Here is a 21,991-nt window from a genome sequence, read left to right as displayed (position 1 = left end):
CATCCCCGCACCCCTCCTACCCCGCCCAACTGCGGTAGGTATGGCGGCATATGACAGCGGTCTGAGATCAAGAGGCGTGGCGCACACCATTCCGCTGTGGCGCCTTCTGCCGCTATGGTCCCCGTCGGCGGATCGAGGTCCCTCGACCCCGCCGTGCCCTCGGGGGGAGGGAAGGAACCCAACACGATGCCCGTACCCGTACCGCGGCAGAGAGGGATCCCAGCCGTGGAGTGTGGTCAGGCGCAGGCCTCGCCCGCAGGCGGCGGCCCCTCCAAGGAAGAAGTCCCGCCCACGGACGACCGGAACGACGATCGCAACGACGCGAGGAAAGCGACGGTCGGGGACAACGCCACACCCGGCGACGGCGTCCCCCACGACGTGAGCGCCGCCACCCACACCAACCTCACCCTGCTGCTGATCGAGGACGACCCCACGGCCGCCCCGATCGTCCCCGACCTGCTCGACTCGGCCGGGAAGCCGATCCGTGTGCGCACCGCCCGCAACCTCACCGAGGCCGCGCGGCTGCTCACCGACGACGTCCACTGCATCCTGCTGGACCTCGCGCTGCCGGCGCCCGGCCGCACCGCCGACGAGGGCGAACTGGCCGTGCTCAAGCACGTGCTGGAGCTCGCGCCCCGGCACGCCGTCCTCGCGCTCACCGCGTCCGGTGACGCCGAGCGCGGCGCGGAGGCGGTGCGTGTGGGCGCCCAGGACTACCTGTTCCGGGACGAGTTGGACGGACGGCTGCTGAGCCGGGCGATCCGGTACGCGGTGGAGCGCAAGCGTTCCGACACGGCCGAGCGCCGACTCGCCGAGGGCAAGCTGCGCGCGCAGGAGAACGCCCGCCTGGAGCGGGGGCTGCTGCCCACGCCCCTGCTGGAGGGTTCCCCGCTGCGCTTCGCCGCCCGCTACCGCCCCGGCCGCTCACGCGCGCTGCTCGGCGGCGACTTCTACGACACCGTCCGCACCCCGGACGGCACCGTGCACGCCATGATCGGTGACGTCTGCGGACACGGCCCGGACGAGGCCGCCCTCGGCGTGGAGCTGCGGATCGCCTGGCGGGCGCTGACGCTGGCCGGCCTCTGCGGGGACGAGCTGCTGAACACGCTGCAGCAGGTGCTGGAGCACGAGCGCGACGACGACGAGATCTTCGCGACGCTGTGCACGGTCGACATCGCTCCCGACGGCCGTCGCGCGGGCCTGTGCCTGGCCGGCCACCCGGCGCCGCTGATCGCCCGCCCGGACCGGCCGGCCCGGCTGCTGCCGTACGACAACAACGGTCCCGCGCTCGGTCTGCTGCCGGGCGCCCGCTGGCCGCGGATGCAGGTCGAGCTGGGCGCGGAGTGGAGCCTGATGCTGTACACCGACGGCCTGATCGAGGGGCGGATCGGGCAGGGCCGGGAGCGGCTGGGGCAGGACGGCATGGTGGAGATGATCCGCCGCCAGCTCTCCGAGGGTTTGCGGGGAGAGGACCTGTTGCGTGCGGCGGTGAACGAGGTGCGGGAGCTCAATGGGGGTGAGCTGACCGACGACGTGGCGGTCGTGCTGTTGGATCGGGTGCCTTAGGGCCTGCTGCGGAAACCCGCCGTTCCCCGTGCGGCAGTGCGCTGTCCGCGCGGGCCGTCCGTGGGCTGGCCGCGCCCCGTGGCGGAGCCGCATGTCGGCACTGCCCCGCGCCGGACTTGGGGCTGCGCCCCTGCGGGTCGCCCCCCGACAGGGCCTCTACCTGCCGCCGTTGTACGGCCCGTACGGGCCGTCGCTGCTGGAGCCGCCTCTGCGGCTGCGGCCGCCGCCCGGGAGGGAGCGGAGGGCGGGGCGGACGTCGACCATGTACACGATGGTCGCGACCAGGCCGATGACCGGCAGGAACGACAGGATGGGGAAGATCAGGTTCACCACGAAGGCGAGCCCGAGGATGATCATCCAGAACGGCTTGGTCTGCTTGTCCGCCGCCCGGTAGCCGTCCTCACGGCGGATGGCCGCGTCGAACAGAGCGAAGCCGCTGAACACGACCAGCGCCAGGCTCAGCAGCGACATGAAGTCTGCGAACCCCTGCATCAGCACTACGTCCACCACCCGAATCGGTACGACTCGCTCGTCCTTACGCGGTCACCGTACCCGCAACCGCGCTCTCACTACCCGAACAACGGGCCGGGCACTCCCCGAGTGCCCGGCCCGTCGCCGTATCCGTCCGCGTATCCGTCGCGTCCGTCGCGCCGTCGGTCTCACCTGGTCGTCACTTGGCGGGCGGAGTCGTCTTCTTCGCGGTGGTCTTGCGGACCGGGGCCTTCTTGGCGGGCGGAGTCGTCTTCTTCGCCGTGGCGGGCTCGGACTTGGCCTCGGCCGTGGCGGGCTTCGGCTCGTCCCTGACCTCGACCGTCTCGGCGTTCGGCTCGCCCTTGCCCTCGACGGCGATGGCCAGTTCCTCGATCTCCTCGGCGGCCTCGCCGCGCCAGGTCTTCACGGCGTGCTCGCCGTGCTCGGCGACCTTCTCGTAGGTCTCGCGGGCCTTCACGGCGTACTCGGCGGCGACGCCGACACCGCGCAGCGCGAGGTCCTGGGCGGACTCGCCGAGCTTCTTCAGGTCGGCGTCGATGGTGCTGCCGAGCTTCTTCAGGTCGCCGTCGAGGGCGCCCAGGAACTCGCCGACCTTGGTCTGGAAGCTCTCCTGCGCCTCCTTGGCCCTGGCGCCGGCCTCCTTGGCGCGGGCGGCGGCCCTCTCCTGGACGGCCTTGGGGTCGGTGTTGCGCACGGCCTCGAACCGGGCCGGGGCCTCGGTGCGCAGCTGCTCCACCAGACTCGGGACCTTCTTCGCCTGCTGGAGGGCCAGGTCGGCGGTGCCGGCGGCGAAGTAGAGCGGAGTCGGGTCGGTGAAGGTCTTGCGCAGGTCGTCGGTGATGGCCATGGTGATGGTCCTCCGGTATTCGCGTTCGTCGCGTTCGTCGATGTCGGTTGGTGCGGGTCCGCAGTCGGGCGGCCGGTCCCCTGGTCCGGTCAACTGGCCGTCTGCTGCGGATCGGCGTCGGCGCCACCGGCCGTGCGGGATCCGGCCTCGGCGGCGTCGTCCTGGGCGTCCTTCGCGCCGTCGCCGGCCGCGAATCCGTTCTCCTTGCGGAAGGACTCGTAGATCTGCAGCAGCGCCTGCTTCTGCGCCTCGGTCAGCGTGGGATCGGCAAGGATGACGGCCCGCGTCGCTCCGTCCCGTCGGCGCTCCTCCCCGTCCCGCTCGGCGTCGAGGATGCCGGCGCGGACGTACAGCGTCTCGGCGGAGATCCGCAGCGCCTTGGCGACCTGCTGCAGCACCTCCGCGCTGGGCTTGCGCAGCCCGCGCTCGATCTGGCTCAGATACGGATTGGACACCCCGGCGGCATCGGCGAGCTGCCGCAGCGAGAGCTGAGCGTTTCGCCGCTGCTCGCGCAGGTACTCACCGAGATTGCCGACGTTGAGCGATGCCATGCCTCCAGCGTGCCCCACTGGCGCTAACTTTTGCAAGCACCTGCTTGCAAAAGTGTCGTGGCGTTGCCCACGTCTCCCCGCAGTCCCCCTGCGGTCCCCCCGCGGTCGCCCTCGCCCCCCGGGGCGACGTCGGCTCACGCCAGATACGCGTATGTGCGCGTGTACGCCCGGAAGCCCATCGACTCGTACAACCGCTTGGGTGCGGGGTGGTCGGCGTCGCCGCGGGCCTGGACGACGGCGCGGCGGCCGCCGGCGGCGGCGAAGGCGTGCAGGACGGCGGTGCAGACGGCTCGGGCGAGGCCCCGGCGGCGGTGGTCGGGGTGGGTGCCGACCGGTTCGAAGGCGCCGATGCGGTTGGTGTCGTCGTACCAGCCCTGGCAGTAGGCCACGACGTCACCGGCGGGAGAGACGACGATCAGGTCGAGTTCGGGGCGGTAGGGCCAGGTGTCGCGCATACGGGCGTGGCGTTCGGCGGTGATCCGGGGCGAGCCGAAGGCGGCGCGGTGGGCCGCCGCGCGGCCGGCCACGTCGGAGGTGTCCCGCTGCGGGCGGATCACATAGCCGTCCGGGAGGGGCGGGATCGCCGGGAGCGCGGTGAGGGGGCGGGTGAGACAGGCCATGAACGGGCCGTCGGCCGCCTGCCGGTATCCGCGCCGATTCAGCGCCTCGACCAGATGGGTCTCGGTCCCGGCGACCTCGACGGTCAGTAATCCGGGCGCCTTCTGCTCGGCCCAGGCGAGGACGTCGCCCGCCAGTTCCGGGTGGGCCGGATCGACCTGCACCATCAGGGCCCCGTCGGGCAACTCCAGCCAGGCCCAGGCCAGCGTCTCCCCGCCCCGCTCCCAGACCGCCGTGGGGCAGTGTTCCTCACGGCCGAGCGCGAGGCACCGGTTCCAGGCGAGGTCGCCGATGTGGTGGTAGCCGGTCCGCGGGAAGACACGGGTGGCCAGGCTCTGCATGGCGCGCAGTTCCTGCGGGCCGGCGTACTGCTGAAGTCGCATGCCGTCATGCTGCCGAACCGCTCTCCCCATACCCACTTTTTTGTGGGTACTTGGCAGCTCGCGCCCGGGCCGCGACGCTGGTGACAGGTGGTCAGGAGGCGGCCAGGCGGTCCAGCCTGCGGTGGCCCCAGTCGGAGAGGGGGGCCAGGGCCTCGGACAGTTCGCGGCCGAAAGGGGTCAGGGAGTAGACGGTCTTCAGGGGGAGGACGTCGTGCACCTCGCGGTGCACCAGGCCGTCGGCCTCCATCTCCCGCAGCGCCTGGGTCAGCACCTTCTCGCTGAGCCCCGGTAAGCGCCGGCGCAGTTCGGCGGGGCGGTGCGGGCCGGACTCCAGCAGCCAGAGCAGGCTGGTCTTCCACTTGCCGTCGATCACGGCGATCGCGGCGGCCACTCCGCAGACGTTCAGGTCCTTGGCACGCTTCCTGGTCACTCGCACCCCTTTTGCCATCAATTAACCGTAATCATAAGGGAGTTGAACCATGCCCACATCGCATTCCTCCGTCACCGTCCTCGGGCTGGGCCCCATGGGGCGGGCGCTCGCCGGGGCGTTCGTGGACGCGGGCCTGCGGACCACCGTCTGGAACCGGACCCCGGGCCGGGAAGGGGACCTGGCCGGGCGGGGAGCCGTGGTGGCGGACACGGCGTGGGAGGCCGTCGGGGCGAGCCCGCTGACCGTGGTGTGCGTGCAGGACTACGACGCCGCCGACGCGGTCCTGCGGCAGGAGCCGGTCGCCGCCGAGCTCAAGGGCCGTACCGTCGTGAACCTCTCCGCGGACACCCCGGCCCGCGCCCGGGACACCGCCGACTGGGCCGCACGGCACGGTATCCGGTACCTGGACGGCGCGATCATGACGCCGACGCCGAGCATCGGTACGCCGGACGCGGTGTTCATCCACAGCGGCCCCGAGGAGCTGTACCGGGAACTCCGCCCCGTCCTGGACACGCTGGGCGGCACCCACACCCACCTCGGTGAGGAGATCGGCCGGGCCGCCGCGCACGACGTCGCCCTGCTGGACATCTTCTGGACGGCCATGGCGGGCTTCGCGCACGCCGTCGCGGTGGCCCGGGCCGAGGGCATCACCGCGCGTGAGCTGGCCCCCTTCGCCCAGGGCATCGCCGCGATCCTGCCGCCGCTCTTCGAGGAGTTCGCCGGGGACGCCGACGACGGCACGTACTCCGGCCGGCTCAACCCGATCACCTCCGCTGTCTCCTCCATGGCCCATATCGTCCACGCCTCCGAGAGCCACGGCATCGACGCGAGCGTGATGCGCACGATCGAGGGCCAGGCCCGCCGGGTCGTCGCACTCGGACACGGAACGGACGGATTCCTGCGGGTCAGCGAACTGCTGGCCCACGGCAGGAGCTGATCCACTCCTCCAGCACCGTGAAGTCCCGGTCGGTGAGGCCGAGGCGGTGGTCCACGCGGTGCAGGAGGGCGGGGGCCGGGTGGTGGGCGGTGACCCAGGCGTCGTCGGCGGCGGTGATCTCGTCGTCGAGCCAGACGAAGGGCCGCCTGCCCGCCCAGGCGACCAGGGCCTGCGTCTTCCAGTGCAGGGCGCGCGGGGTCGGCGTCTCCGGCCAGTCCACCACCGGCAGCGAGGGCAGGCCGAGCCACGGCGCCACGACGGCGTTCGCGTCGTCCCGCCAGGTCGTGGCCCACACCAGCTCGCAGCCCAGCGTGCGCAGACGGGGTCCGAGGGACGGGTCGAGGCGGGGCAGGAGCGGGTGCGAGGGCCGACCGGCCGCCGAGCGGGGCTCGTACACCGGGTACGGGGTGGTCCCGCCGAAGGGGATCAGCGGCCCGTCGACGTCGAGGAAGAGCAGCATCACCGTCAAGGGTCGCCCAGGTCACCCCCGCGCGACCATCCCCACCACGCCCCGCCCGCTACCAGGGCAGTTCCTTCGCGTGCACCACCTCCAACCGCGACACCGCCCGCGTCAGCACCACGTACAGCCGGTTCAGCCCCCGCTCCTCCGCCTCCGCGATCGCCGTGGGTTCGACGGCGACGACATGGTCGTACTCGAGGCCCTTGACCGCGGTCGCCGGGAGCACGGTCACACGGGCGGCCGGGTCGTCCGGGCCGGTCGCGGTCTCGATGCCCGCCGCGGTGAGGGCCGTGCGGATGCGGAGGGCGTCGGCGTCCGCCGTGATCACGCCGATCGAGCCCTCGTGGGTGAGGGCGTCGTGCACGGCCGACACCACCGCCTCCGCTACGTCGCCGTCCGCCCGGCGGACACGGAGTTCGCCGTCGCCGCGGAGGGAGCGGGCGGGCGGGACGTCGGTGTCGAGGCGGGCGAGGAGGCGGTTGGCGAGGTCGAGGACCGCGCCGGGGACGCGGAAGCCGGTGGTCAGGGGGACCACCGCCGCGTCCGGCTTGCCCAGGTGGCTCATCAGGGTCCGCCAGGATTGTGCGGACCAGGGTGTGGTGCCCTGGGCGAGGTCGCCCAGCACCGTGAGCGAGCCGAAGGGCACCCGGCGGGCGATGGCCCGGCACTCCATCGGGGAGAGGTCCTGCGCCTCGTCGACGACGACATGGCCGTAGCCCTCGGGGTGTTCGAGCAGCCCGGCGACCTCGTCGAGGAGGACGAGGTCGGCGGACGTCCAGCGGGCCGACCTGGTCGAGCGGGGCGGGCGGGACCAGAGCAGGGCCTCCTGCTCCTCCCCGGTCAGCGAGCCGTCCGCCGCCCACGCCAGCCCCTCCCGGTCGGAGAGAAGCCCGGCGAGCACCTCCTCCGGTCGCACCCTCGGCCACACCGCGTCCACGCAGGCGCTCACCGGCCGGGCCCGTTCGATCCGGCGCAGCCAGGCGGCCGGGCGCGGCCCGCCGCGCCGTTCGGCCTGCTCCTGGATCCGGCGCACGATCCGGCTCCGTACACGTTCGCGCCCGACCTCGTAGGGCGGCTCCTCGGCGAGCACGCCCGCCACGACGGCCGCCAGTTCCTCCCGCGCGACCCGCCAGCGGTACGAACCGTCCGGCACCGTCAGGTCGTCGGCGTGCTCGGCGGTCACCCTGCCGTACAGCGCCCGGCGCAGGACCTCGGCCATGCGCGGGTCGTGCTTGACGGCGGCGGTGCGGGCGGGGTCGGTCGCGGTCACCGGGTGGCGGGCGATCTCGTCGGAGAGGGTCGACTGCCGGACGCCCGTCTCGCCGAGGGAGGGCAGTACCTCGGCGATGTAGGAGAGGAAGGTGCGGTGGGGGCCGAGGATCAGCAGGCCGCCGCGGCGGATGCGCTGGGGGTGGGTGTAGAGGAGGTACGCGGCCCGGTGCAGGCCCACAGCCGTCTTGCCGGTGCCGGGGGCGCCCTGCACGCACACCGACTCGGCCGGCTCACCTCGTACGAGGTCGTCCTGCTCGGGCTGGATGGTGGCGGCGATGTCCCGCATCGGGCCGGTCCGGGGGCGCTCGATCTCACGGGCGACGATCGTGCTCGTCCCGGACTCGCCCTGGTCCAGGTGCTCGTCCTCCAGACCGGTCAGGTCGGCGGAGTCGCCCCGGCTGCCCGGCGCCCAGCCGAAACGGCGGCGGACGGCGACGCCCTGCGGGTCGTGGGCGCTCGCCTGGTAGAAGGCGCGGGAGACGGGCGCGCGCCAGTCGACGACGAGGGGCGGGGCGGCGGGGTGCTCGCTGACGCGGACCCGGCCGATGTGGTGGCTGAGGCCGTCGTGCTCGCCGCCGGCGCCCTCCGCGAAGTCCAGCCGGCCGAAGAAGAGCGGGCCTGCGGGGAGTTCGCGCAGGGCCTTGGCCTGGCTGCGCAGCCGGTACCCGAGGGCCTCGGCGTCGGCACCGGAGGCGGAGACGTCCTCGCCGGTGACGACCTGGAGGTCGGCGCCCGCCAGCATCGCGGCGAGGGCGGCGCGGCAGGCGTCGTGGTGGGCGCGTTCCTGGAGGAGGGAGGGGCGAAGGTCCTTCGGCGCGGGCTCGGGTGACGTCATGCCGACGAGCGTACCCAAATAACATAACCGAGTTAAGTTTCTTACCAGGCCTCAAACAGGTGGCTGGGGCTCAGGCGAGACGCGGCAACCCCGCCTCCAGCGCCTCGAACGCCCGCACGGCCGCCGCCACCGCCTGCGGCCGTACGTCCGCCACCCGCTCCCCCGCCTCGATCCGCCGCCAGTTCTCCACGGCGAGGATCCGCCGTACGGCGACGATCTGGCCGGCCGCCAGCCGGGCGTCGAGATCGCCGCCGAGGGCGTCGGCGAGCGCGGCCTCGGAGCGTTCCAGATGGGCGTGGAGGCGGGCGACGAGGGCGGGGGTGCCGTAGAGGAGGGCGTGGAAGGCGCGGACGTCGGGATGGTCGTTGAGACCGGTGATGGGATCGGCGGCGGCCAGCCCGTCGAGGAAGTGCCGGCGCAGGGCGGGCAGCGGCGCGGCCCCTTCCGCCCGCGCCCGGTCGACCACCTCCGCCGCCTCCCGCTCGTGATCGGCGATCCGGTGCAGGACGAGGTCCTCCTTCGCGGGGAAGTACCGGAAGAGGGTCGGCTTGGAAATCTCGGCCGCCGCCGCGACCTCGGCGACGGACACCGCGTCGAACCCGCGCTCGACGAAGAGCCGGACGGCGATGTCCGACACGGTCCGGAACATCCGCTGCTTCTTGCGCTCACGCAGGCCGGGGGTGGTCATGGAGGGAGCCTACGCAGCCCGGGCGGACGGTCCGCCCGTCCCTCTCCCTACGCCAGCGCCCGTGCCAGGTACGGGTTCGCCTTCGGCCGTGCGGACAGCCCCAGGAAGCCGGTGGCCGCCGCCAGGGTCATCGCGTACGACTCGACGGCCCGGCGCACGTTGGGGGCGTCCAGGCTCGCCCCGGTCACCAGTCGGTCCAGGTCGACGTAGGCGGACCGGACGATCTCGATCCACCGGTAGACGCGCCAGTCCCGCCTCCAGTCCTTGGTGTGACGGGGATCGAGGGTCTCCTCCCAGCGCCGGAACATGCGGTCGCGGATCTCCGGCCGGGTGGGGGTGAGGTGCATGTGCCGGACCAGGTCGTAGAGGGGATCGCCGACCAGGGCCATCTCCCAGTCGATGATGGTCAGCGCCAGGGAATCGGCACGGCGCACCAGGTTCCACGGGTTCAGGTCGCCGTGCAGCAGAGCGGGGTCCCTCGGACTGACCGAATGCCTCGAGAGGATCTGCTCCAGCCGGTCCGCGTCGGGCAGACCGAGGAAGCGGGCCACCTGCTGCGACTGCTTGGGCAGGTCGCGCACCAAGGACACCAGCTGGCCGCTCAGCCAGGTGAAGAAGCCGCCCTCGCCGGCCGTCGGATCGACCTGGTAGTAGTCCACTGCCGTCAGGGCCCGCAGTTGGTCGACCAGTCCGTCGGCCTCGCGCGGCAGCAGCCCGTGCACGGGGTGGACCGGCGCCCGGTCGGGGTCGGGAGGCCCGACGTAGGTGTGGACGGCGAAGGGCTCGCCCTGGTGGCTCCAGCCCAGCGCGAGGATCTTCGGCGCCGCCACCTCCGCGCGCGAGTTCTCGATCTCCCGCAGGACGGCGTGCTCGCTGAGGAAGCCGCGCTCCCGGGGGCAGACGTCGGAGACCTTGCGCCGCACCACGACGGGGTCCGCCACACCGGGCACGTGGACCACCGTGTTCAAGTGCGTGGTGCCCTTCAGCACCCGGCTGGCCGGCGCCGTGCCCTCGGCCAGCAGCGCGTCACCGACGCAGGCGCGGGGGAAGTCGGCGCGTTCCGGCACGCGTTCGTCGGGCTGCCAGTCGAAGTCCCTGCCCACGAGTCCCGGACCGCTGCTGCGGCGAGAGGCCTGCCAGCGGTAGAGGATGCGTCCGATCTCCCGCTCGCTCGGTACGTTCCTGAGGCCGAGGGGTTCCGCCGCCGCCTCCAGGGCCTGCCGTACCGCTTCGGTCGCCATGTCGAGGCTCTTCTGGTCGTGCCGGTGCTCCAGGGACTGGGCCGCGCGCATCACGTCCGGGTAGACGGACTGCGCGCGCTCGAAGGCGATGTAGTGCCGCAGATCCTTGGCCAGGCCCTGAACGGCCGCCGGGCGGACCCGCCGCATGGCCTGCGCCCAGGCCTCGATCACCTCACCCCACTGGAACTCCGGGTAGTGCATGCGGACCAGATGGGTGGCGAGGTCGTGCAGGGGGTCGCCGTAGGTCGCCAGCTCCCAGTCGACGCAGACGAGGGGCCGGTCGCCGTCGAAGGACACGATCAGGTTGTCCCGGTGCATGTCCCCATGGAGCAGGCTGTACGGCCGCCGCGCCATCGCGGGCACCCTCGCGGCGAACGCCGTCAGCGCGTCGTCGGGGACGCCGAGCGCCCTGAACAGGCCGCCGAACCGGGCCCAGTTCGGCTTGCGGATCTGCTCGTCGGCGCACCGGGCCAGGGTCTTCAGGAAACCCTGGCTGTCGGCGTGGTGGGCGGGCCATCCGGCCGGCAGCGCGGGCAGGGCCCGGAGGCGCACCTGGGCCGTCTCCGCGAGGAGGCCCGTCGCCGCCCGTACGAACAGGGTGTCGACCGGTTTGCCGGGCGCGCAGACGCTGGACAGCGGCACGCCGTCCACATGACTGTGGATGGCGTACCCGTCGCCCTCGAAGAGGCACTCCGGCACGTGGGGCAGCACGTCCTTCACAGCGCGCAGGATCGACGCCTCGTTCCGCCAGGTCCTGATCACCACGGGCAGCGCGTCGGCGCGCGGGATGCGCACGACCACGGTGATCCCCGGGGCGCAGCCGAGCAGCCGGGCCACGGGTTCCGTCACCGCGAGGACGTGGTTGTGGTGGTGAAAGCCATGGCTCGTCCGGCCCGATCGGGCGGCCGTCTCGGCGAAGGCGCCGTAGAGGGCACGGGGGCGGACACTGGTGGCGTGCTCCCCGGCGACGAGAGGGGAAACGGGCGTCGCGCCCACTGGCCGCTCCGAGGTCCTAGCACGGAAAGGGAAGGGTGACGGGATCAATCAGGACAAACGGTAATCCCAGGTGGCAGACGACACGACTGGAGTCACAGAGGAATGAGCGCAACGGGTGGTGCCCTCCCTCTTCGTGACGCTGCCGAAGGTTGGCGTGTACGCCATCCCTTACGTACGAACCGGAGCGGTTGCTCGAAGGATTGGGGCATGCTAGCGCACCGTGATGAGAGGGACATCACGGTCCTGTGTGGTCGGTGTGACGCCCCTCGGCTCCCGGCGGACCGCCACCGGCCCGTCGGCCGGCGGGCCGCTACTCGGCCAGCCGGTTCCAGACCGAGTCGAACCACCTCTGCCAACTGTCGACGAAGACCGACTGCCCCGAGTCCGGGTCGGAGTCCTTGACGTGGTGGGTGAGCGGCGCCCCGAATCCCAGCACGTCCAAAGCGGGGATCTTGACGCCGGGGCCGAGCGGGATCTCACGCTCGATCACCTCGTAGGGGGCCAGCAGAGCCGCCCGGTTCAGCAGGAAGAGCTTGAAAACGGGCGTCAGCGGAGCGTGGCGGATCTGGAGGCTGACGGACGGGACGAATGCCTCCAGGTCCCTGAACAGCCCTCGCATCGATTCCGTCGACCGCCGGGTGATGACGTGCAGACGGTCCCTCAGCCGCAGGTCCTCCGGATCGCGCTTGACCCGGGGATAGGGCAGGGACAGGTCCTCCGAGGGCAGGATCAGACGCAGAGCGATGCTCTGGAGCCCGAGGGTGCCGCTGAAGACCCGTTCCGCCTGCACCCGCAGATGCGCGTCCAGCGACTCGGACGTCAGCGAGAAGACATCCAGGGTCACTTCGGGGCTCTCGAAGGCATCCTGGAGGAACGGCCCCAGGCTGCCGCCCCGCAGTCGCCCCTCCGTGCCCGGCGAGGGCTGCGTCGGTGGCGTCCTCACCACGCGCGACCCGCTCCCTCGCCGCGACTCGATCCATCCCTCCTCGACCAGTGCCCGCAGGACCTTCTGGACCGTGTCCCGGGAGACCCCGAGTTCCTCGGCCAGATCCCGCTGGGACGGCAGGAACGAGTGCAGCGGATACGCCCCGTCGGCCAGGCGGGCGCGTAGTTCGTCGGAGATCCGCTGGAACTCCCTGCCGCCACCGCCGTCGCCACTCCGCTGTGCGTCCACTAGGCGACCGTACCGCCACTGGTCCACTGGCAAACCACTTTCAGTCAAGCCGACCTGGCGTGTTGCCCTTTGCTTAAGGATCAGCAGGCCCGGGGACATCCACTGTGCAACTACCAGTCCAATTGGACCGGTAGTTGCAGGCTTCACTGACAGTGGCTGGTGATTGGAGGGGAAATGGTTGCATCAGCGGCACTGCGGGGCCTGCTCGAGATCGCCGTCGGCATGCTGACCCAGGAGAAACTCGGCGCGCTGCGCCTGATCCTGCTGTTCGTACTGGGGGTGGGCATCAGGGCGCGGCGCAACGGCCTGGCCGTCGGGGCCGCCGTCGTGCTGATGGTCCTCATGACTCAGGCCTGACGCCTGACTGCCCTCAGCACCGGCTCCAGCGAGTTCACCACGGTCCGGGCACCCGCTCCCCTCAGCAGCTTCTCCTTCTGCTCGTTGCGCGCGTAGCCGAGGAACGGAACGCCGGCCTCCTGAGCGGCCTGGAAGTCCGTGTCGGCGTCACCGATCATCAGGGCGTCGCCGGGGGCCGAACCCATGGCGTTCAGAGCTCGGTTCAGGCAGTGCGGGTGGGGCTTGAGGTGATGGAGGTTCTGCGTGCGGCCGTAGAGATGAGGCGCGAAGCAGGACGTCAGGCCCCGGCTCTCCAGGTACGTGCCCACCACCCGGGCGGAGTTGTTGGTGGTGATGGCGAGCCGAGCGCCCACGGCGGTCCAGGTGCGTATCAGGGGGTCGGCATAGGCCGTGGGCATCGCGAGCTTCGCGGCTCGCAGTTCCTCCTGGGTGAGACGCTCCTCCAGCTCCGCCACCAGGTCGCTGCCCGGATGCCTGCGGTCCACAGCGCGCAGGACGACCTGAGGATCCAGCGTCTCCCGCTCGGACTCCGTCAGCAGGCTGCGCAGGCCCCGCCCCTCGAGCCACTCCACCAGGCCCGCAGCCACGCTCTTCGCCGAGTGACCGGCGAAGAGCCTGCACATCGGCCCGTCGAAGTCCCAGAGCACGACTCGGGCACGCGCGATCAGTTCCCGCAGCTCGGCGGTCTCGTTCTCGGCGGCGGGTGTCACCGCTTCAGTCCGCTTCGTATCAGAAGTCACTAGGAGAGTGTCAGGTCCGACGTGATGGTTTCCCAGAGGGCGTCGAACCACTTCTGGGATTCGTCCACGAACGCGGCGTCGCGATGGCCCGCCCGTTTCTCGAAGGAGAAGAGGAGCGACTCGGTGCCCAGCACGTCGTACATGTCGAGGACGCCCTCGTCGGTGGACTCCTCCCGCCGCGTGACCATGTAGTACGCCATCAGCGCCTCCTGCTCGTTGAGGAGGTACAGCTTCACCGGCGGGGTGAACGGCAGCGCGCGGAAGGTGACGTTCACGTCGATGCCGTGAGTGCGCAGGGTGAGCAGGTTGTGGCGCAGGACGTGGCCCTGGGCGTTGCGCATCGCCAGCCAGCGCTGGTGGACCGGGTCGTCGTCGCCGCGGCCGTCGACCGGGACCGGGAAGGCGAGGTTGATGTCGCGGGACGGCAGCAGGATGCGGACGTCGATCTTCTCCGGGCGGAGCTCGCCGCCGTGGATCAGCCGGAGCGGTTCGCCCAGGGCGGGGATGAGGCTCTCGGCGGTGAGGCAGGCCGCGTCGATGCGCACATGGCGGGCCGCGAAGGCCTCGGTGAAGCGGGGGGCCAGGGCGACCATCGTGGGCTGGGGTTCGTCGCGGGCCGGGGCCGGCTCCGCGATGCGCGGTGGGCTGCCCTTGCTGACGTTGGTGAGGAGGCCGTCGTCCTGGAGTGCCCGCAGGGCCTGGCGCACGGCACCCCGCTCCACGCCGAACTCGTCCGCGAGCTCGGCCTGGGTGGGCAGGCGGTCGCCCGCCTTGAGGTCTCCGACGCGGATGCGTTCGCGCAGGACGTCGGCGATCTCCTGGGGCGAGAGCCTTCTGCTGCCGTTCACTACCGCGTTCTCCTGAGTCACGACCAAACGCTACAACTTCCACCCATCTTTGGGGAGTTGCCGTGAAGTTGTTTAGCACTTGTTGCCAAGTGGGGACAACTTAGTCGAGGTTGGTTGCCAACTTGGCTCAGTTGGCGGAAGTTTTGCCTCCGAGTCTCCCATATCGCCGAGCGCCCGTCCCACCGGTACCGCGCAGCACCGCCCGTACCGCGCAGCACCCGCCAGATCCCCGGCTCCGAAGGGAGGAACCACCATGCCCGCCCTCACCCTCCTCTCCGCCGTCCTCGAGCAGACCGTCCAGTGGAAGTACGGCACCGCCGGCACCATCGGCCTGCTCCTGCTCACCGTCGGCATCAAGTGCCGGAGGCCGACGATGAGCTCGGCCGGCGCCGTGATCCTCGCTCTCCTGGTCACCGGGCCGGCCGTCAGCTCGTGAGCACCAGCTCCGAACTGATCGTCTCCCAGAGCGCGTTGAACCAGAGCAGCGACTGCTCCACGAACGTCGTGTCACGCGGCCCGGCGCCCTGTTCGAAGGCGAACAGCACCGACCGCGTGCCCTCGGCGTCGTACATCTCCAACTGCTCGTGACCGATCTGCTGCTCGCGCCGCTTGACCGTGTAGTACGCGAACAGCGCCTCCGCCCCGTTGAGCACGTAGAGCTTGACCGGCGGGGTGAACGGCAGCGCGCGGAAGCTGACATCGACGTCGATGCCGTGCGTCTCGCGCAGCGTGAGCAGGTTGTGCCGCAGCACCTGGCCCTGGGCGTTGCGGTGGGCCAGCCAGTGGCGCTGCAGCCGCTCGCCGGCCGAGGCGTCCACCGGCGCCGGGAAGGCGAGGTCGATGTCCCGGGACGGCAGCAGGACCCGTACGTCGATCTTGGCCGGTTTCAGTTCCCCCGCGTGGATCCGCCGCAGCGGCTCGCCGATCGCGAGCGTCAGCGAGACCGCCGTCAGGCACAGGGCGTCGATCTCCACGTGGGGCGCCGCGAAGGCGTCCGCGATGCGCGGGGTCAGCGCCACCATCGTGGGCTGCGGCGGCGCTCCCGGCCCGGCCAGCAGCGCGCTCGCCCCCAGATCCGGGGCGACCATCGCCGGCGCTCCCTTGGAGACGTTGGTGAGCAGGTGCTCCGACTGCAGGATGCGCAGGGCCTGACGCACGGCGCCGCGCTCCACTCCGAACTCGTCCGCCAGTTTCGCCTGCGTGGGCATGCGCTGGCCCGGCTGCAGCACCCCGGTCCTGATCCGGGTGCGCAGCTCGTCGGCCACGTCCTGGTGGGTCCGCTGCGGCCTCGACGTCCGCTCACGGCCCTTCCGCCCATTGACGGAGGCATGTTCCGGCTCCACGACCAAACACTACAACTTCCCGCCATCTTGTGGCAGTTCAAGGAGAGATGGTTATAGGACGCTTCCAAGCGGACATAAGTACAGTGAAGTTGGCTGCCAACTTCAACAACATGGTCAAGCTTCCCGACACTTCCAGACGGTTGGCCGACCGGGCTCCCTTCCGGAGGGGAGCCGGGAGCCCGAGCAGTCGGCACCGAGGCACAGCCACAACTTCAGAGCGACCGCACAGCCACAACTTCACACCGTCACGCGCACAGCCACAACTGAACAGCTACGGATGAACACTTGAACAAGGTGAACAAGAAGGACAACTGAACAGGCCACCGAGCAGGCACTGAACAGCAGGCAAGAGTTGAGCAGTCGCCGCCGACCAGGAAGGAGCACTCAGAACAGGTCCGGGCACCACGGTCGCACGGACGTACGCAGCAGGGCGTCGGCCTTCCGGGCGGCGCCCGCTCGTTCTTCCCGCAGCCGCCCCAGCGCCGCCAGCCGCACCGCCGACTCGTCGCCGAGCCACAGCGACGCCAGCTCGGCCACGTCCAGTGCGAGGTCGGCGCTGCGGGCCGTCGGCACGCAGGAGGCGCCGTCGGGGGACGCCTCCAGCAGGAACCGGCCCCCGGCCAGGCCCGACCGGTCGGCGACCTCCAGGACGAGGGAGCCGGGAACGTCGTAGCTGCGCGCCTCCAGGGCCCGTACGACGTCCAGGAGCCGTACCCACAGCCAGTCCGCGTGGGTGGTGACGGCGGCCGCGCGCGGGTCGGGCAGGAGGTGCGGGAGGAGGTCGTCGGGGGAACGCCAGCCCGACTTCACCCGGGCCACCCAGTCGATCGAGCAGAGGTAGTGCCACAGGGCGCGCTCCGCGGCCGGGCTGGTCGTGATCAGCCAGTTCACCGACGCCGTGTTCAACGGCTGCTTGTTGTCGCCCCAGTGGTCGTCCGCCGTGTAGGAGACCAGCCCCTCGACCCGGCCGCCCGCCGAGCGGTACACGGCGTAGAAGGGCTCCGTCCAGGGCTCGCCGCTGAAACGCACGACCCCGGTCTCCGTCTCCCACCAGTGCCCCGGCCGGCTGACCGCGCCGGGCTGGGCGCGGCGCAGCCGCTCGTGCAGCTCAGGGCCGATCTTGCGGACCTCGTCACCGTCGACGAGGTCGATACGGCCGCCGTCCTCGGGGCCCGCCCAGCGGGGGTCGAGGCCGGAGCGCGTCACGTCGACGGTCCACTCGGTGCAGGTGGTCGCCGGGCCGAAGCCGTAGCGGCCGTAGATCCGGAACTCGGCGGCGATCAGGGTGGCGACGACATCCCCGCGTTCCTTCGCGTCGGCCAGGTCCCCGGTCATCCAGCGGGTGAGGAGGCCGCGGCGGCGGTGGGTGGGCGAGACGGTGACGTTGGAGATGGCGTCGGCGGGGACGGGCGTGCCGCCCACGGCGGTCAGCTCCTGCGGGAAGGAGCGGAACGTCGCGACGCACCGGCCGGCGTCGAAGGCGGCCGCTGGGCGCGAGCCGGCGAGGGTGGCGCGGCGGTCGGCTATCTGCTCGTCCGTGACGGTGGGAGGACGCAGGAAGCCGGTGCGCACGGCGCGCATCCAGTCGGGCAGTTCGGCGTCGGTGATCGGGCGAATGTCAGTCGTGTCGGGTAGGCGGGTCATGGGGTCACGGTAGGCGGGGCGGGGTGGGTGCGGCGGGGATTTTTTCCGCCCCCGCCGCACCTGCCCTTCCGTCGCTACACCAGCAGGTCGTCCACCTGCGCCTCCCCCTCCCGGTACCTCCTGGTGATCTCCGCTCCGCAGTCGTCCGCCGTGCGTTGCAGTCGCTGGCGGCGGCGGGAGACCTGCTGTTCGTAGCGGATGAGGCGGGCCATCGCCTCGTGGAGCTCGGGATCGGTGCGGGCGACGAGGTCGGAGAGTTCGACCTCGGCGAGCATGTCGGCGGCCAGGCGGCGGTACTCCTCGTTGCGCGGGGTGCCCAGGGTGACATGGCGGGCGGAGGAGCGGTGGCGGGCCGGGGCGTCGGTGAGGATCTCCGGGAGGCGGGCCACCACGGAGTCCTCGGCCGGCTCGGGCACGGCGGCGGGCCCTCGGCGGGCCAGCTCGGCGCCCAGGATGTCGATACGGCCCTGGAGCAGCCGTCGTACGTAGCTCAGGTCGGCCTCGTCGCGCTGGGCGTCCCGGCGCAGGGCGCGCAGCTCGGGCAGGCTCAGCAAGGTCAGATCGTGTTCCGGCGGCTCCGTCGGCAGCGCGCAGGGTGGACTGTCGGTGCGCTGCACGGGCGCCCGCTGGGTGGTCATGCCCAGCTGCCCGATACTCGCGGTGCTCGGTGTGCTCATGTGCTTCTACCGTCCCCTCGACCGGCGTGTGGAAAGCATCGTGCCACCACAAGTGGCCACTATGTGAGCGAGCACCCCCGAACGGCTCAGATCCGGTCCAAAGGATCAAAAAGAATTCCCCGACCGGCGGTTGCGGGGACGCACGGCATGATGGTCCGCATGCGTGCAGTGGTGCAGAGGGTGGACGGCGCGAGCGTCGTCGTGGACGGCGAGACGGTGGGCGAGATCGTCGGCGAGGGACTGTGCGTCCTCGTCGGGGTCACCCATGAGGACACCAAGGAGAAGGCGGCCCAGCTCGCCCGCAAGCTGTGGTCGATCCGGATGCTGGCGGACGAGAGATCGTGCAGCGACGTCGACGCGCCCCTGCTGGTCATCAGCCAGTTCACGCTCTACGGCGACGCCCGCAAGGGCCGCCGCCCCACCTGGAACGCCGCCGCCCCCGGCGAGGTGGCCGAGCCGCTCGTCGACGAGGTGGTCGCCCAGCTGCGCGCGCTCGGCGCGACGGTGGCGACGGGCCGCTTCGGCGCGAAGATGCGGGTGTCCCTGACGAACGACGGGCCCTTCACGGTCCTGCTGGAGATGTGAGGCACCCGGTGTGACCGGGCGGGTGAGGCACACAGCCCCGTGCTGACGGGCCCCGCCCGCCCCCACCCGCCCAGGCCCGCACCCGTGCGTACCCGCCGTCGGCGCCGTGGTCGCCGCGTGCCTACGGCTCTACGACGACCTCCTGGGCGGCCGCCGTGGTGTCGGCCACCAGGGGCGCGTCCACCGGCACGTTCCGCTTCACCAGGGCCAGGGCCACCGGGCCCAGTTCGTGATGGCGTACGGACGTCGTGATGAAGCCGATCTTGCGACCCTCGGGGCCTCCCCCACTCTCGGCTTCGCTCGAGCGGGAGGTACCCCCACCCGCGAGGTGGAGTTCGGTGCCGGAGGGCGGCAGGTGGACCTCGCTGCCGTCGAGGTGGAGGAAGACCAGACGGCGCGGGGGCTTGCCCAGGTTCTGGACGCGGGCGACCGTCTCCTGGCCGCGGTAGCACCCCTTCTGCAGATGCACGGCGGTGCCGATCCAGCCCAGCTCGTGCGGGATCGTACGGTGGTCGGTCTCGAAACCGAGGCGCGGGCGGTGACGCTCCACGCGCAGCGCCTCGTAGGCCAGGATCCCGGCCGCCGGACCGGTCTTCTCGGCGTACGACTCCAGGTCGGCGCGGGGGAGAAAGAGGTCCCGGCCGTACGCCGTCTCGCGGACGACGACGCCCTCGGGGACCTCGGCGATCGAACCGGCCGGCAGATGGACCACCGCGTAGTCGGCCGTGCGGTCGGCGACCTCGACGCGGTAGAAGAACTTCATCGACTCCAGGTACGCGATCAGCGCGTCCTGGGTGCCGGGCTCGACGTGGGCCCAGACCGTCGTGCCGTCGTCCACGAGGTAGAGCGCGTGTTCGATGTGACCGTGCGCGGAGAGGATCAGCGCCTCGGTGGCCTCGCCCACGGGCAGGTCGCTGACGTGCTGGGTGAGCAGCAGGTGCAGCCAGCTCAGCCGGTCGTCGCCGGAAACGGTGACGACTCCGCGGTGCGAGAGGTCGACGAAGCCGGTGCCGTCGGCGAGGGCGCGCTGCTCGCGGAACAGGTCGCCGTAGTGGGCGGCGACGCCTTCGTCCACGCCCTCGGCGGGCACGGCGCCGGGCAGGGTCAGCAGAGGGCTCTTCATGAGGACAAGCCTACGACTCGGTAGTTGAACTCTTGGCCGCCGAAACCTTGAGCGAGCAGTCCTTGCAACGGCCGAAGATCGCGAAGTGCTTCATGTCGGTGTCGAAGCCGAAGGTCTCGCGCAGCTTCTCGGTGAACTCGGCCGCCACGTCGACGTCCGCCTCGATGACGCCGCCGCAGTCGCGGCAGACCAGATGGATGTGGTGGTGCCGGTCCGCGAGGTGGTAGGTCGGCGCCCCGTGCCCGAGATGGGCGTGGCTGACCAGCCCGAGCTCCTCCAGGAGCTCCAGGGTCCGGTAGACGGTGGAAATGTTGACCCCCGACGCCGTCTTCCTCACTTCCACGAGGATGTCGTCGGGGGTCGCGTGCTCCAGGGTGTCCACGGCTTCGAGCACGAGTTGCCGCTGCGGGGTCAGGCGGTAGCCGCGCTGCCGCAGATCACTCTTCCAGTCGGTGCTCACCACACCGCAAGTCTAGGACTACTTGAAGAAGGCGATGCCGTCGTCCGGCATGTCGTCGGGCAGGGCCTTGGCCCAGCGCTCGACCTCCTCCGGGGTGACGACCTTCTTCAGGTGGGCGGACATGTAGGGGCGCAGCTCGACCTCGGGGGTCTGCTTCTCGCCGACCCACATGAGGTCGCTCTTGACGTAGCCGTACAGGCGCTTGCCGCCGGAGTACGGGCGGGAGGCGGCCGTTCGGGCCACCGCGTCCGTGACCAGGTCGATCTGCGGCTTCTTGTCGGCGAGCTCGCCGTACCAGATCTCGATGACGCCGTCGTCGCGGGTCATCGTGACCTCGACCTTGCGGGCGTCGTCGATCCGCCAGAAGCCGGACTCGGACTCGAGGGGGCGGACCTTGTTGCCGTCCTTGTCGAGGACCCACGTGTGGGAGTGGTACTCCAGGAAGTCCCGGCCGTCGTGCGTGAAGGTGACCTCCTGACCGAAGTTGCACTTATCGGCGCCGGGGAAGTCGTGCACGCCCGCGCCCGCCCACGTGCCGAGCAGGAAGGCGAGGGGGACGAGGTCCTTGTGGAGGTCGGACGGGATCTCGATCATGAGTGACAGTTCCTGGAGGTGGTCGGTCAGCGCTGGCCCTGGTACAGCTTCTTCACGGTCAGGGCGGTGAAGGCGAGGACGCCGACACAGACCAGGACCAGCAGGGCTTCGAAGAAGATCTCCACGGCGTGCTCCTCGGGATGAGCGTGGTTCGGTACGTACAACAAGGCCGGGCCCCAGCTTACGCGGCCGGGGCCGGGGCCTCCCTGTGAGGTACGCCCTCGTGAGGTACGCCTACGATGCGGGCATGGCGAAGAAGCTCGTGATCAAGGTGACGGCGGGGGCGGACGCTCCCGAGCGGTGCTCCCAGGCGTTCACGGTCGCGGCGGTGGCCGTGGCCAGCGGGGTCGAGGTCTCCGTGTGGCTGACCGGCGAGTCCGCCTGGTTCGCGTTGCCGGGCCGGGCCGCCGAGTTCGAACTGCCGCACGCCGCCCCGCTGCCCGACCTGATCGACTCGATCCTGGCCGGCGGCCGGCTCACGCTGTGCACGCAGTGCGCGGCCCGACGGGACATCACGGAGAAGGACGTCCTGGAGGGCGTCCGGATCGCGGGCGCGCAGGTGTTCGTCCAGGAGGCGCTGGGGGACGAGACGCAGGCGCTCGTCTACTGAGCCCGCCCGGAACTCCGCGAAATCTCCGTCCGCGAGATCTCCGGGCGAGATCTCTAGCGGCTCGGGCGCTTCTTGCCGTCCAGCTCGTCCCACCACTCGTCGGACTTCTGGTCCCCGGAGGGGGCGTCCCACCAGCGGTCGTCGGGGCCCCGGCGGTTGGCGACCATCGCGGCGAGCGGTGGGATGACCATCGCGACCACACACATCCCGACGGCCACCGGAACCGACCACAGGCGTACGACGCCCCAGGCCAGGACGAACAGCGCGATACAGGTGCCCATCATGGCGAAATACGCGTGCCGACGACGTGCGTACATGCTTCAAGCGTAGGCCGGTCAGCGCGAATCCGGGCCGCCGGTGAAGCCCGACGGACGGAGTCCGGCGCAGCGCTCCCGAAGCCTGCGCAGCAGTGCGAGGGACGCGTCAAGGAGCGGCCGCGTGCCGACGACGTGCGTACATACCCCGCGTAGGCCGGCCCGGGCCCCCCCGGCCCCCGGGCGGCGGGGCGGCCCCCCCGGGT

Annotated in this window: 25 protein-coding genes; 6 read left to right on the top strand and 19 right to left on the bottom strand. The window is 71.3% G+C overall.

The genetic code is table 11. From position 1 onward, the window contains the following. Positions 1 to 186: 186 nt before the first annotated feature. On the top strand, positions 187 to 1,566 hold the full coding sequence (locus ACPT94_RS32795) for a PP2C family protein-serine/threonine phosphatase (RefSeq protein ID WP_360344519.1): 1,380 nt from the start codon (positions 187 to 189) through the stop codon (positions 1,564 to 1,566). Positions 1,567 to 1,722: 156 nt separating this feature from the next. On the opposite strand, the gene ACPT94_RS32790 is transcribed toward ACPT94_RS32795, so the two are convergent. The 5 genes from ACPT94_RS32790 to ACPT94_RS32770 all read right to left on the bottom strand — a co-directional run bounded on the left by ACPT94_RS32790 (position 1,723) and on the right by ACPT94_RS32770 (position 4,887). Then, positions 1,723 to 2,058: a DUF2516 family protein gene (locus ACPT94_RS32790; RefSeq protein WP_360344516.1), complete on the bottom strand. Its 336-nt coding sequence runs from the start codon at positions 2,056 to 2,058 to the stop codon at positions 1,723 to 1,725. A 178-nt stretch (positions 2,059 to 2,236) separates the two neighbouring features. After that, positions 2,237 to 2,905, bottom strand: a complete 669-nt coding sequence (locus ACPT94_RS32785) for a hypothetical protein (protein WP_425247472.1) — start codon at positions 2,903 to 2,905, stop codon at positions 2,237 to 2,239. 89 nt (positions 2,906 to 2,994) lie between these two features. Next, positions 2,995 to 3,456 carry a helix-turn-helix domain-containing protein gene (locus ACPT94_RS32780; RefSeq protein WP_425247470.1) on the bottom strand — a complete coding sequence of 154 codons (462 nt, stop codon included), beginning with the start codon at positions 3,454 to 3,456 and terminating at the stop codon, positions 2,995 to 2,997. Between the two features lie 134 nt (positions 3,457 to 3,590). After that, on the bottom strand, positions 3,591 to 4,457 hold the full coding sequence (locus tag ACPT94_RS32775) for a GNAT family N-acetyltransferase (RefSeq protein ID WP_425247469.1): 867 nt from the start codon (positions 4,455 to 4,457) through the stop codon (positions 3,591 to 3,593). 91 nt (positions 4,458 to 4,548) lie between these two features. Next, positions 4,549 to 4,887: a winged helix-turn-helix transcriptional regulator gene (locus ACPT94_RS32770; protein ID WP_425247468.1), complete on the bottom strand. Its 339-nt coding sequence runs from the start codon at positions 4,885 to 4,887 to the stop codon at positions 4,549 to 4,551. A gap of 49 nt (positions 4,888 to 4,936) precedes the next feature. Between ACPT94_RS32770 and ACPT94_RS32765 the strand changes: the two genes are divergently transcribed. Then, positions 4,937 to 5,824, top strand: coding sequence for an NAD(P)-dependent oxidoreductase (locus ACPT94_RS32765; RefSeq protein ID WP_360344501.1), 888 nt, complete (start codon positions 4,937 to 4,939; stop codon positions 5,822 to 5,824). Here the strand turns inward: ACPT94_RS32765 and ACPT94_RS32760 are convergent. From ACPT94_RS32760 to ACPT94_RS32740, 5 genes are all read right to left on the bottom strand, one after another. After that, positions 5,793 to 6,284 carry an HAD domain-containing protein gene (locus ACPT94_RS32760; protein WP_360344498.1) on the bottom strand — a complete coding sequence of 164 codons (492 nt, stop codon included), beginning with the start codon at positions 6,282 to 6,284 and terminating at the stop codon, positions 5,793 to 5,795. The genes ACPT94_RS32765 and ACPT94_RS32760 overlap by 32 nt on opposite strands. A 58-nt stretch (positions 6,285 to 6,342) precedes the next feature. Next, complete coding sequence (locus tag ACPT94_RS32755) at positions 6,343 to 8,391, bottom strand: HelD family protein (RefSeq protein WP_425247467.1); 2,049 nt, start codon at positions 8,389 to 8,391, stop codon at positions 6,343 to 6,345. Between the two features lie 70 nt (positions 8,392 to 8,461). Continuing rightward, complete coding sequence (locus tag ACPT94_RS32750) at positions 8,462 to 9,079, bottom strand: TetR family transcriptional regulator (RefSeq protein WP_360344492.1); 618 nt, start codon at positions 9,077 to 9,079, stop codon at positions 8,462 to 8,464. A gap of 47 nt (positions 9,080 to 9,126) precedes the next feature. After that, positions 9,127 to 11,316, bottom strand: a complete 2,190-nt coding sequence (locus ACPT94_RS32745) for a phosphotransferase family protein (protein ID WP_360344490.1) — start codon at positions 11,314 to 11,316, stop codon at positions 9,127 to 9,129. Positions 11,317 to 11,626: 310 nt separating this feature from the next. Further along, positions 11,627 to 12,490: a GntR family transcriptional regulator gene (locus ACPT94_RS32740; protein ID WP_360344487.1), complete on the bottom strand. Its 864-nt coding sequence runs from the start codon at positions 12,488 to 12,490 to the stop codon at positions 11,627 to 11,629. 174 nt (positions 12,491 to 12,664) lie between these two features. Here ACPT94_RS32740 and ACPT94_RS32735 point away from each other — a divergent pair, with 174 nt between their 5' ends. Then, positions 12,665 to 12,847 (top strand): hypothetical protein, encoded by a 183-nt coding sequence (locus tag ACPT94_RS32735; protein WP_425247466.1) that lies wholly within the window; start codon positions 12,665 to 12,667, stop codon positions 12,845 to 12,847. On the opposite strand, the gene ACPT94_RS32730 is transcribed toward ACPT94_RS32735, so the two are convergent. Together ACPT94_RS32730 and ACPT94_RS32725 are read right to left on the bottom strand one after the other, a co-directional pair. After that, on the bottom strand, positions 12,838 to 13,587 hold the full coding sequence (locus ACPT94_RS32730) for an HAD family hydrolase (protein ID WP_360344481.1): 750 nt from the start codon (positions 13,585 to 13,587) through the stop codon (positions 12,838 to 12,840). The two genes, ACPT94_RS32735 and ACPT94_RS32730, sit on opposite strands and share 10 nt — an antisense overlap. After that, positions 13,587 to 14,462 carry a GntR family transcriptional regulator gene (locus ACPT94_RS32725; RefSeq protein WP_360344478.1) on the bottom strand — a complete coding sequence of 292 codons (876 nt, stop codon included), beginning with the start codon at positions 14,460 to 14,462 and terminating at the stop codon, positions 13,587 to 13,589. Before ACPT94_RS32725 ends, ACPT94_RS32730 begins: the two co-directional genes overlap by 1 nt. A 226-nt stretch (positions 14,463 to 14,688) precedes the next feature. Here ACPT94_RS32725 and ACPT94_RS32720 point away from each other — a divergent pair, with 226 nt between their 5' ends. Continuing rightward, positions 14,689 to 14,871, top strand: coding sequence for a hypothetical protein (locus tag ACPT94_RS32720; protein WP_425247465.1), 183 nt, complete (start codon positions 14,689 to 14,691; stop codon positions 14,869 to 14,871). Here ACPT94_RS32720 and ACPT94_RS32715 read toward each other — a convergent pair. The 3 genes from ACPT94_RS32715 to ACPT94_RS32705 form a co-directional block, all read right to left on the bottom strand. Then, on the bottom strand, positions 14,861 to 15,784 hold the full coding sequence (locus ACPT94_RS32715; protein ID WP_360344472.1) for a GntR family transcriptional regulator: 924 nt from the start codon (positions 15,782 to 15,784) through the stop codon (positions 14,861 to 14,863). The two genes, ACPT94_RS32720 and ACPT94_RS32715, sit on opposite strands and share 11 nt — an antisense overlap. A 378-nt stretch (positions 15,785 to 16,162) precedes the next feature. After that, positions 16,163 to 17,422 (bottom strand): GNAT family N-acetyltransferase, encoded by a 1,260-nt coding sequence (locus ACPT94_RS32710; protein WP_425247464.1) that lies wholly within the window; start codon positions 17,420 to 17,422, stop codon positions 16,163 to 16,165. Between the two features lie 74 nt (positions 17,423 to 17,496). Beyond that, the gene (locus tag ACPT94_RS32705; protein ID WP_360344466.1) at positions 17,497 to 18,099 is read right to left on the bottom strand and encodes an RsiG family protein; all 603 of its coding nucleotides are present in this window, start codon (positions 18,097 to 18,099) and stop codon (positions 17,497 to 17,499) included. Positions 18,100 to 18,258: 159 nt separating this feature from the next. Here ACPT94_RS32705 and dtd point away from each other — a divergent pair, with 159 nt between their 5' ends. After that, positions 18,259 to 18,684 (top strand): D-aminoacyl-tRNA deacylase, encoded by a 426-nt coding sequence (gene dtd, locus ACPT94_RS32700; RefSeq protein WP_360344463.1) that lies wholly within the window; start codon positions 18,259 to 18,261, stop codon positions 18,682 to 18,684. Positions 18,685 to 18,805: 121 nt separating this feature from the next. Here dtd and ygfZ read toward each other — a convergent pair whose 3' ends face one another. The 3 genes from ygfZ to ACPT94_RS32685 are packed head-to-tail and all read right to left on the bottom strand — an operon-like array spanning position 18,806 to position 20,861. After that, positions 18,806 to 19,807, bottom strand: a complete 1,002-nt coding sequence (gene ygfZ / locus ACPT94_RS32695) for a CAF17-like 4Fe-4S cluster assembly/insertion protein YgfZ (protein ID WP_360344460.1) — start codon at positions 19,805 to 19,807, stop codon at positions 18,806 to 18,808. Between the two features lie 10 nt (positions 19,808 to 19,817). Beyond that, positions 19,818 to 20,270 (bottom strand): Fur family transcriptional regulator, encoded by a 453-nt coding sequence (locus ACPT94_RS32690; protein ID WP_360344457.1) that lies wholly within the window; start codon positions 20,268 to 20,270, stop codon positions 19,818 to 19,820. A gap of 15 nt (positions 20,271 to 20,285) precedes the next feature. Next, complete coding sequence (locus ACPT94_RS32685; RefSeq protein ID WP_425247463.1) at positions 20,286 to 20,861, bottom strand: heme-binding beta-barrel domain-containing protein; 576 nt, start codon at positions 20,859 to 20,861, stop codon at positions 20,286 to 20,288. A gap of 247 nt (positions 20,862 to 21,108) precedes the next feature. Here ACPT94_RS32685 and ACPT94_RS32680 point away from each other — a divergent pair, with 247 nt between their 5' ends. Next, a complete protein-coding gene (locus tag ACPT94_RS32680; RefSeq protein ID WP_360344451.1) occupies positions 21,109 to 21,471 on the top strand; it encodes a DsrE family protein in 363 nt (120 codons plus the stop codon). Between the two features lie 53 nt (positions 21,472 to 21,524). Here the strand turns inward: ACPT94_RS32680 and ACPT94_RS32675 are convergent, their stop codons facing one another. Continuing rightward, on the bottom strand, positions 21,525 to 21,788 hold the full coding sequence (locus ACPT94_RS32675; RefSeq protein WP_425247462.1) for a DUF3099 domain-containing protein: 264 nt from the start codon (positions 21,786 to 21,788) through the stop codon (positions 21,525 to 21,527). Positions 21,789 to 21,991: the final 203 nt, after the last annotated feature.

This window comes from Streptomyces aurantiaciflavus, from assembly GCF_049808595.1.
GTDB lineage: Bacteria > Actinomycetota > Actinomycetes > Streptomycetales > Streptomycetaceae > Streptomyces.
The sequence above is the reverse complement of the archived record's forward strand: the minus strand, read 5'-3'. Positions and strand labels throughout refer to the sequence as shown.

Excerpts from the sequence above, each read along its gene's own strand:
- ACPT94_RS32775 (WP_425247469.1), bottom strand. The coding sequence starts at position 4,457 with ATGCGACTTCAGCAGTACGCCGGCCCGCAGGAACTGCGCGCCATGCAG.
- ACPT94_RS32765 (WP_360344501.1), top strand. The coding sequence starts at position 4,937 with ATGCCCACATCGCATTCCTCCGTCACCGTCCTCGGGCTGGGCCCCATG.
- ACPT94_RS32785 (WP_425247472.1), bottom strand. The coding sequence starts at position 2,905 with ATGGCCATCACCGACGACCTGCGCAAGACCTTCACCGACCCGACTCCG.
- dtd (WP_360344463.1), top strand. The coding sequence starts at position 18,259 with ATGCGTGCAGTGGTGCAGAGGGTGGACGGCGCGAGCGTCGTCGTGGAC.
- ACPT94_RS32795 (WP_360344519.1), top strand. The coding sequence starts at position 187 with ATGCCCGTACCCGTACCGCGGCAGAGAGGGATCCCAGCCGTGGAGTGT.
- ACPT94_RS32720 (WP_425247465.1), top strand. The coding sequence starts at position 14,689 with ATGCCCGCCCTCACCCTCCTCTCCGCCGTCCTCGAGCAGACCGTCCAG.
- ygfZ (WP_360344460.1), bottom strand. The coding sequence starts at position 19,807 with ATGAAGAGCCCTCTGCTGACCCTGCCCGGCGCCGTGCCCGCCGAGGGC.
- ACPT94_RS32750 (WP_360344492.1), bottom strand. The coding sequence starts at position 9,079 with ATGACCACCCCCGGCCTGCGTGAGCGCAAGAAGCAGCGGATGTTCCGG.
- ACPT94_RS32710 (WP_425247464.1), bottom strand. The coding sequence starts at position 17,422 with ATGACCCGCCTACCCGACACGACTGACATTCGCCCGATCACCGACGCC.
- ACPT94_RS32780 (WP_425247470.1), bottom strand. The coding sequence starts at position 3,456 with ATGGCATCGCTCAACGTCGGCAATCTCGGTGAGTACCTGCGCGAGCAG.
- ACPT94_RS32705 (WP_360344466.1), bottom strand. The coding sequence starts at position 18,099 with ATGAGCACACCGAGCACCGCGAGTATCGGGCAGCTGGGCATGACCACC.
- ACPT94_RS32790 (WP_360344516.1), bottom strand. The coding sequence starts at position 2,058 with ATGCAGGGGTTCGCAGACTTCATGTCGCTGCTGAGCCTGGCGCTGGTC.
- ACPT94_RS32680 (WP_360344451.1), top strand. The coding sequence starts at position 21,109 with ATGGCGAAGAAGCTCGTGATCAAGGTGACGGCGGGGGCGGACGCTCCC.
- ACPT94_RS32675 (WP_425247462.1), bottom strand. The coding sequence starts at position 21,788 with ATGTACGCACGTCGTCGGCACGCGTATTTCGCCATGATGGGCACCTGT.
- ACPT94_RS32760 (WP_360344498.1), bottom strand. The coding sequence starts at position 6,284 with ATGCTGCTCTTCCTCGACGTCGACGGGCCGCTGATCCCCTTCGGCGGG.
- ACPT94_RS32755 (WP_425247467.1), bottom strand. The coding sequence starts at position 8,391 with ATGACGTCACCCGAGCCCGCGCCGAAGGACCTTCGCCCCTCCCTCCTC.
- ACPT94_RS32685 (WP_425247463.1), bottom strand. The coding sequence starts at position 20,861 with ATGATCGAGATCCCGTCCGACCTCCACAAGGACCTCGTCCCCCTCGCC.
- ACPT94_RS32735 (WP_425247466.1), top strand. The coding sequence starts at position 12,665 with ATGGTTGCATCAGCGGCACTGCGGGGCCTGCTCGAGATCGCCGTCGGC.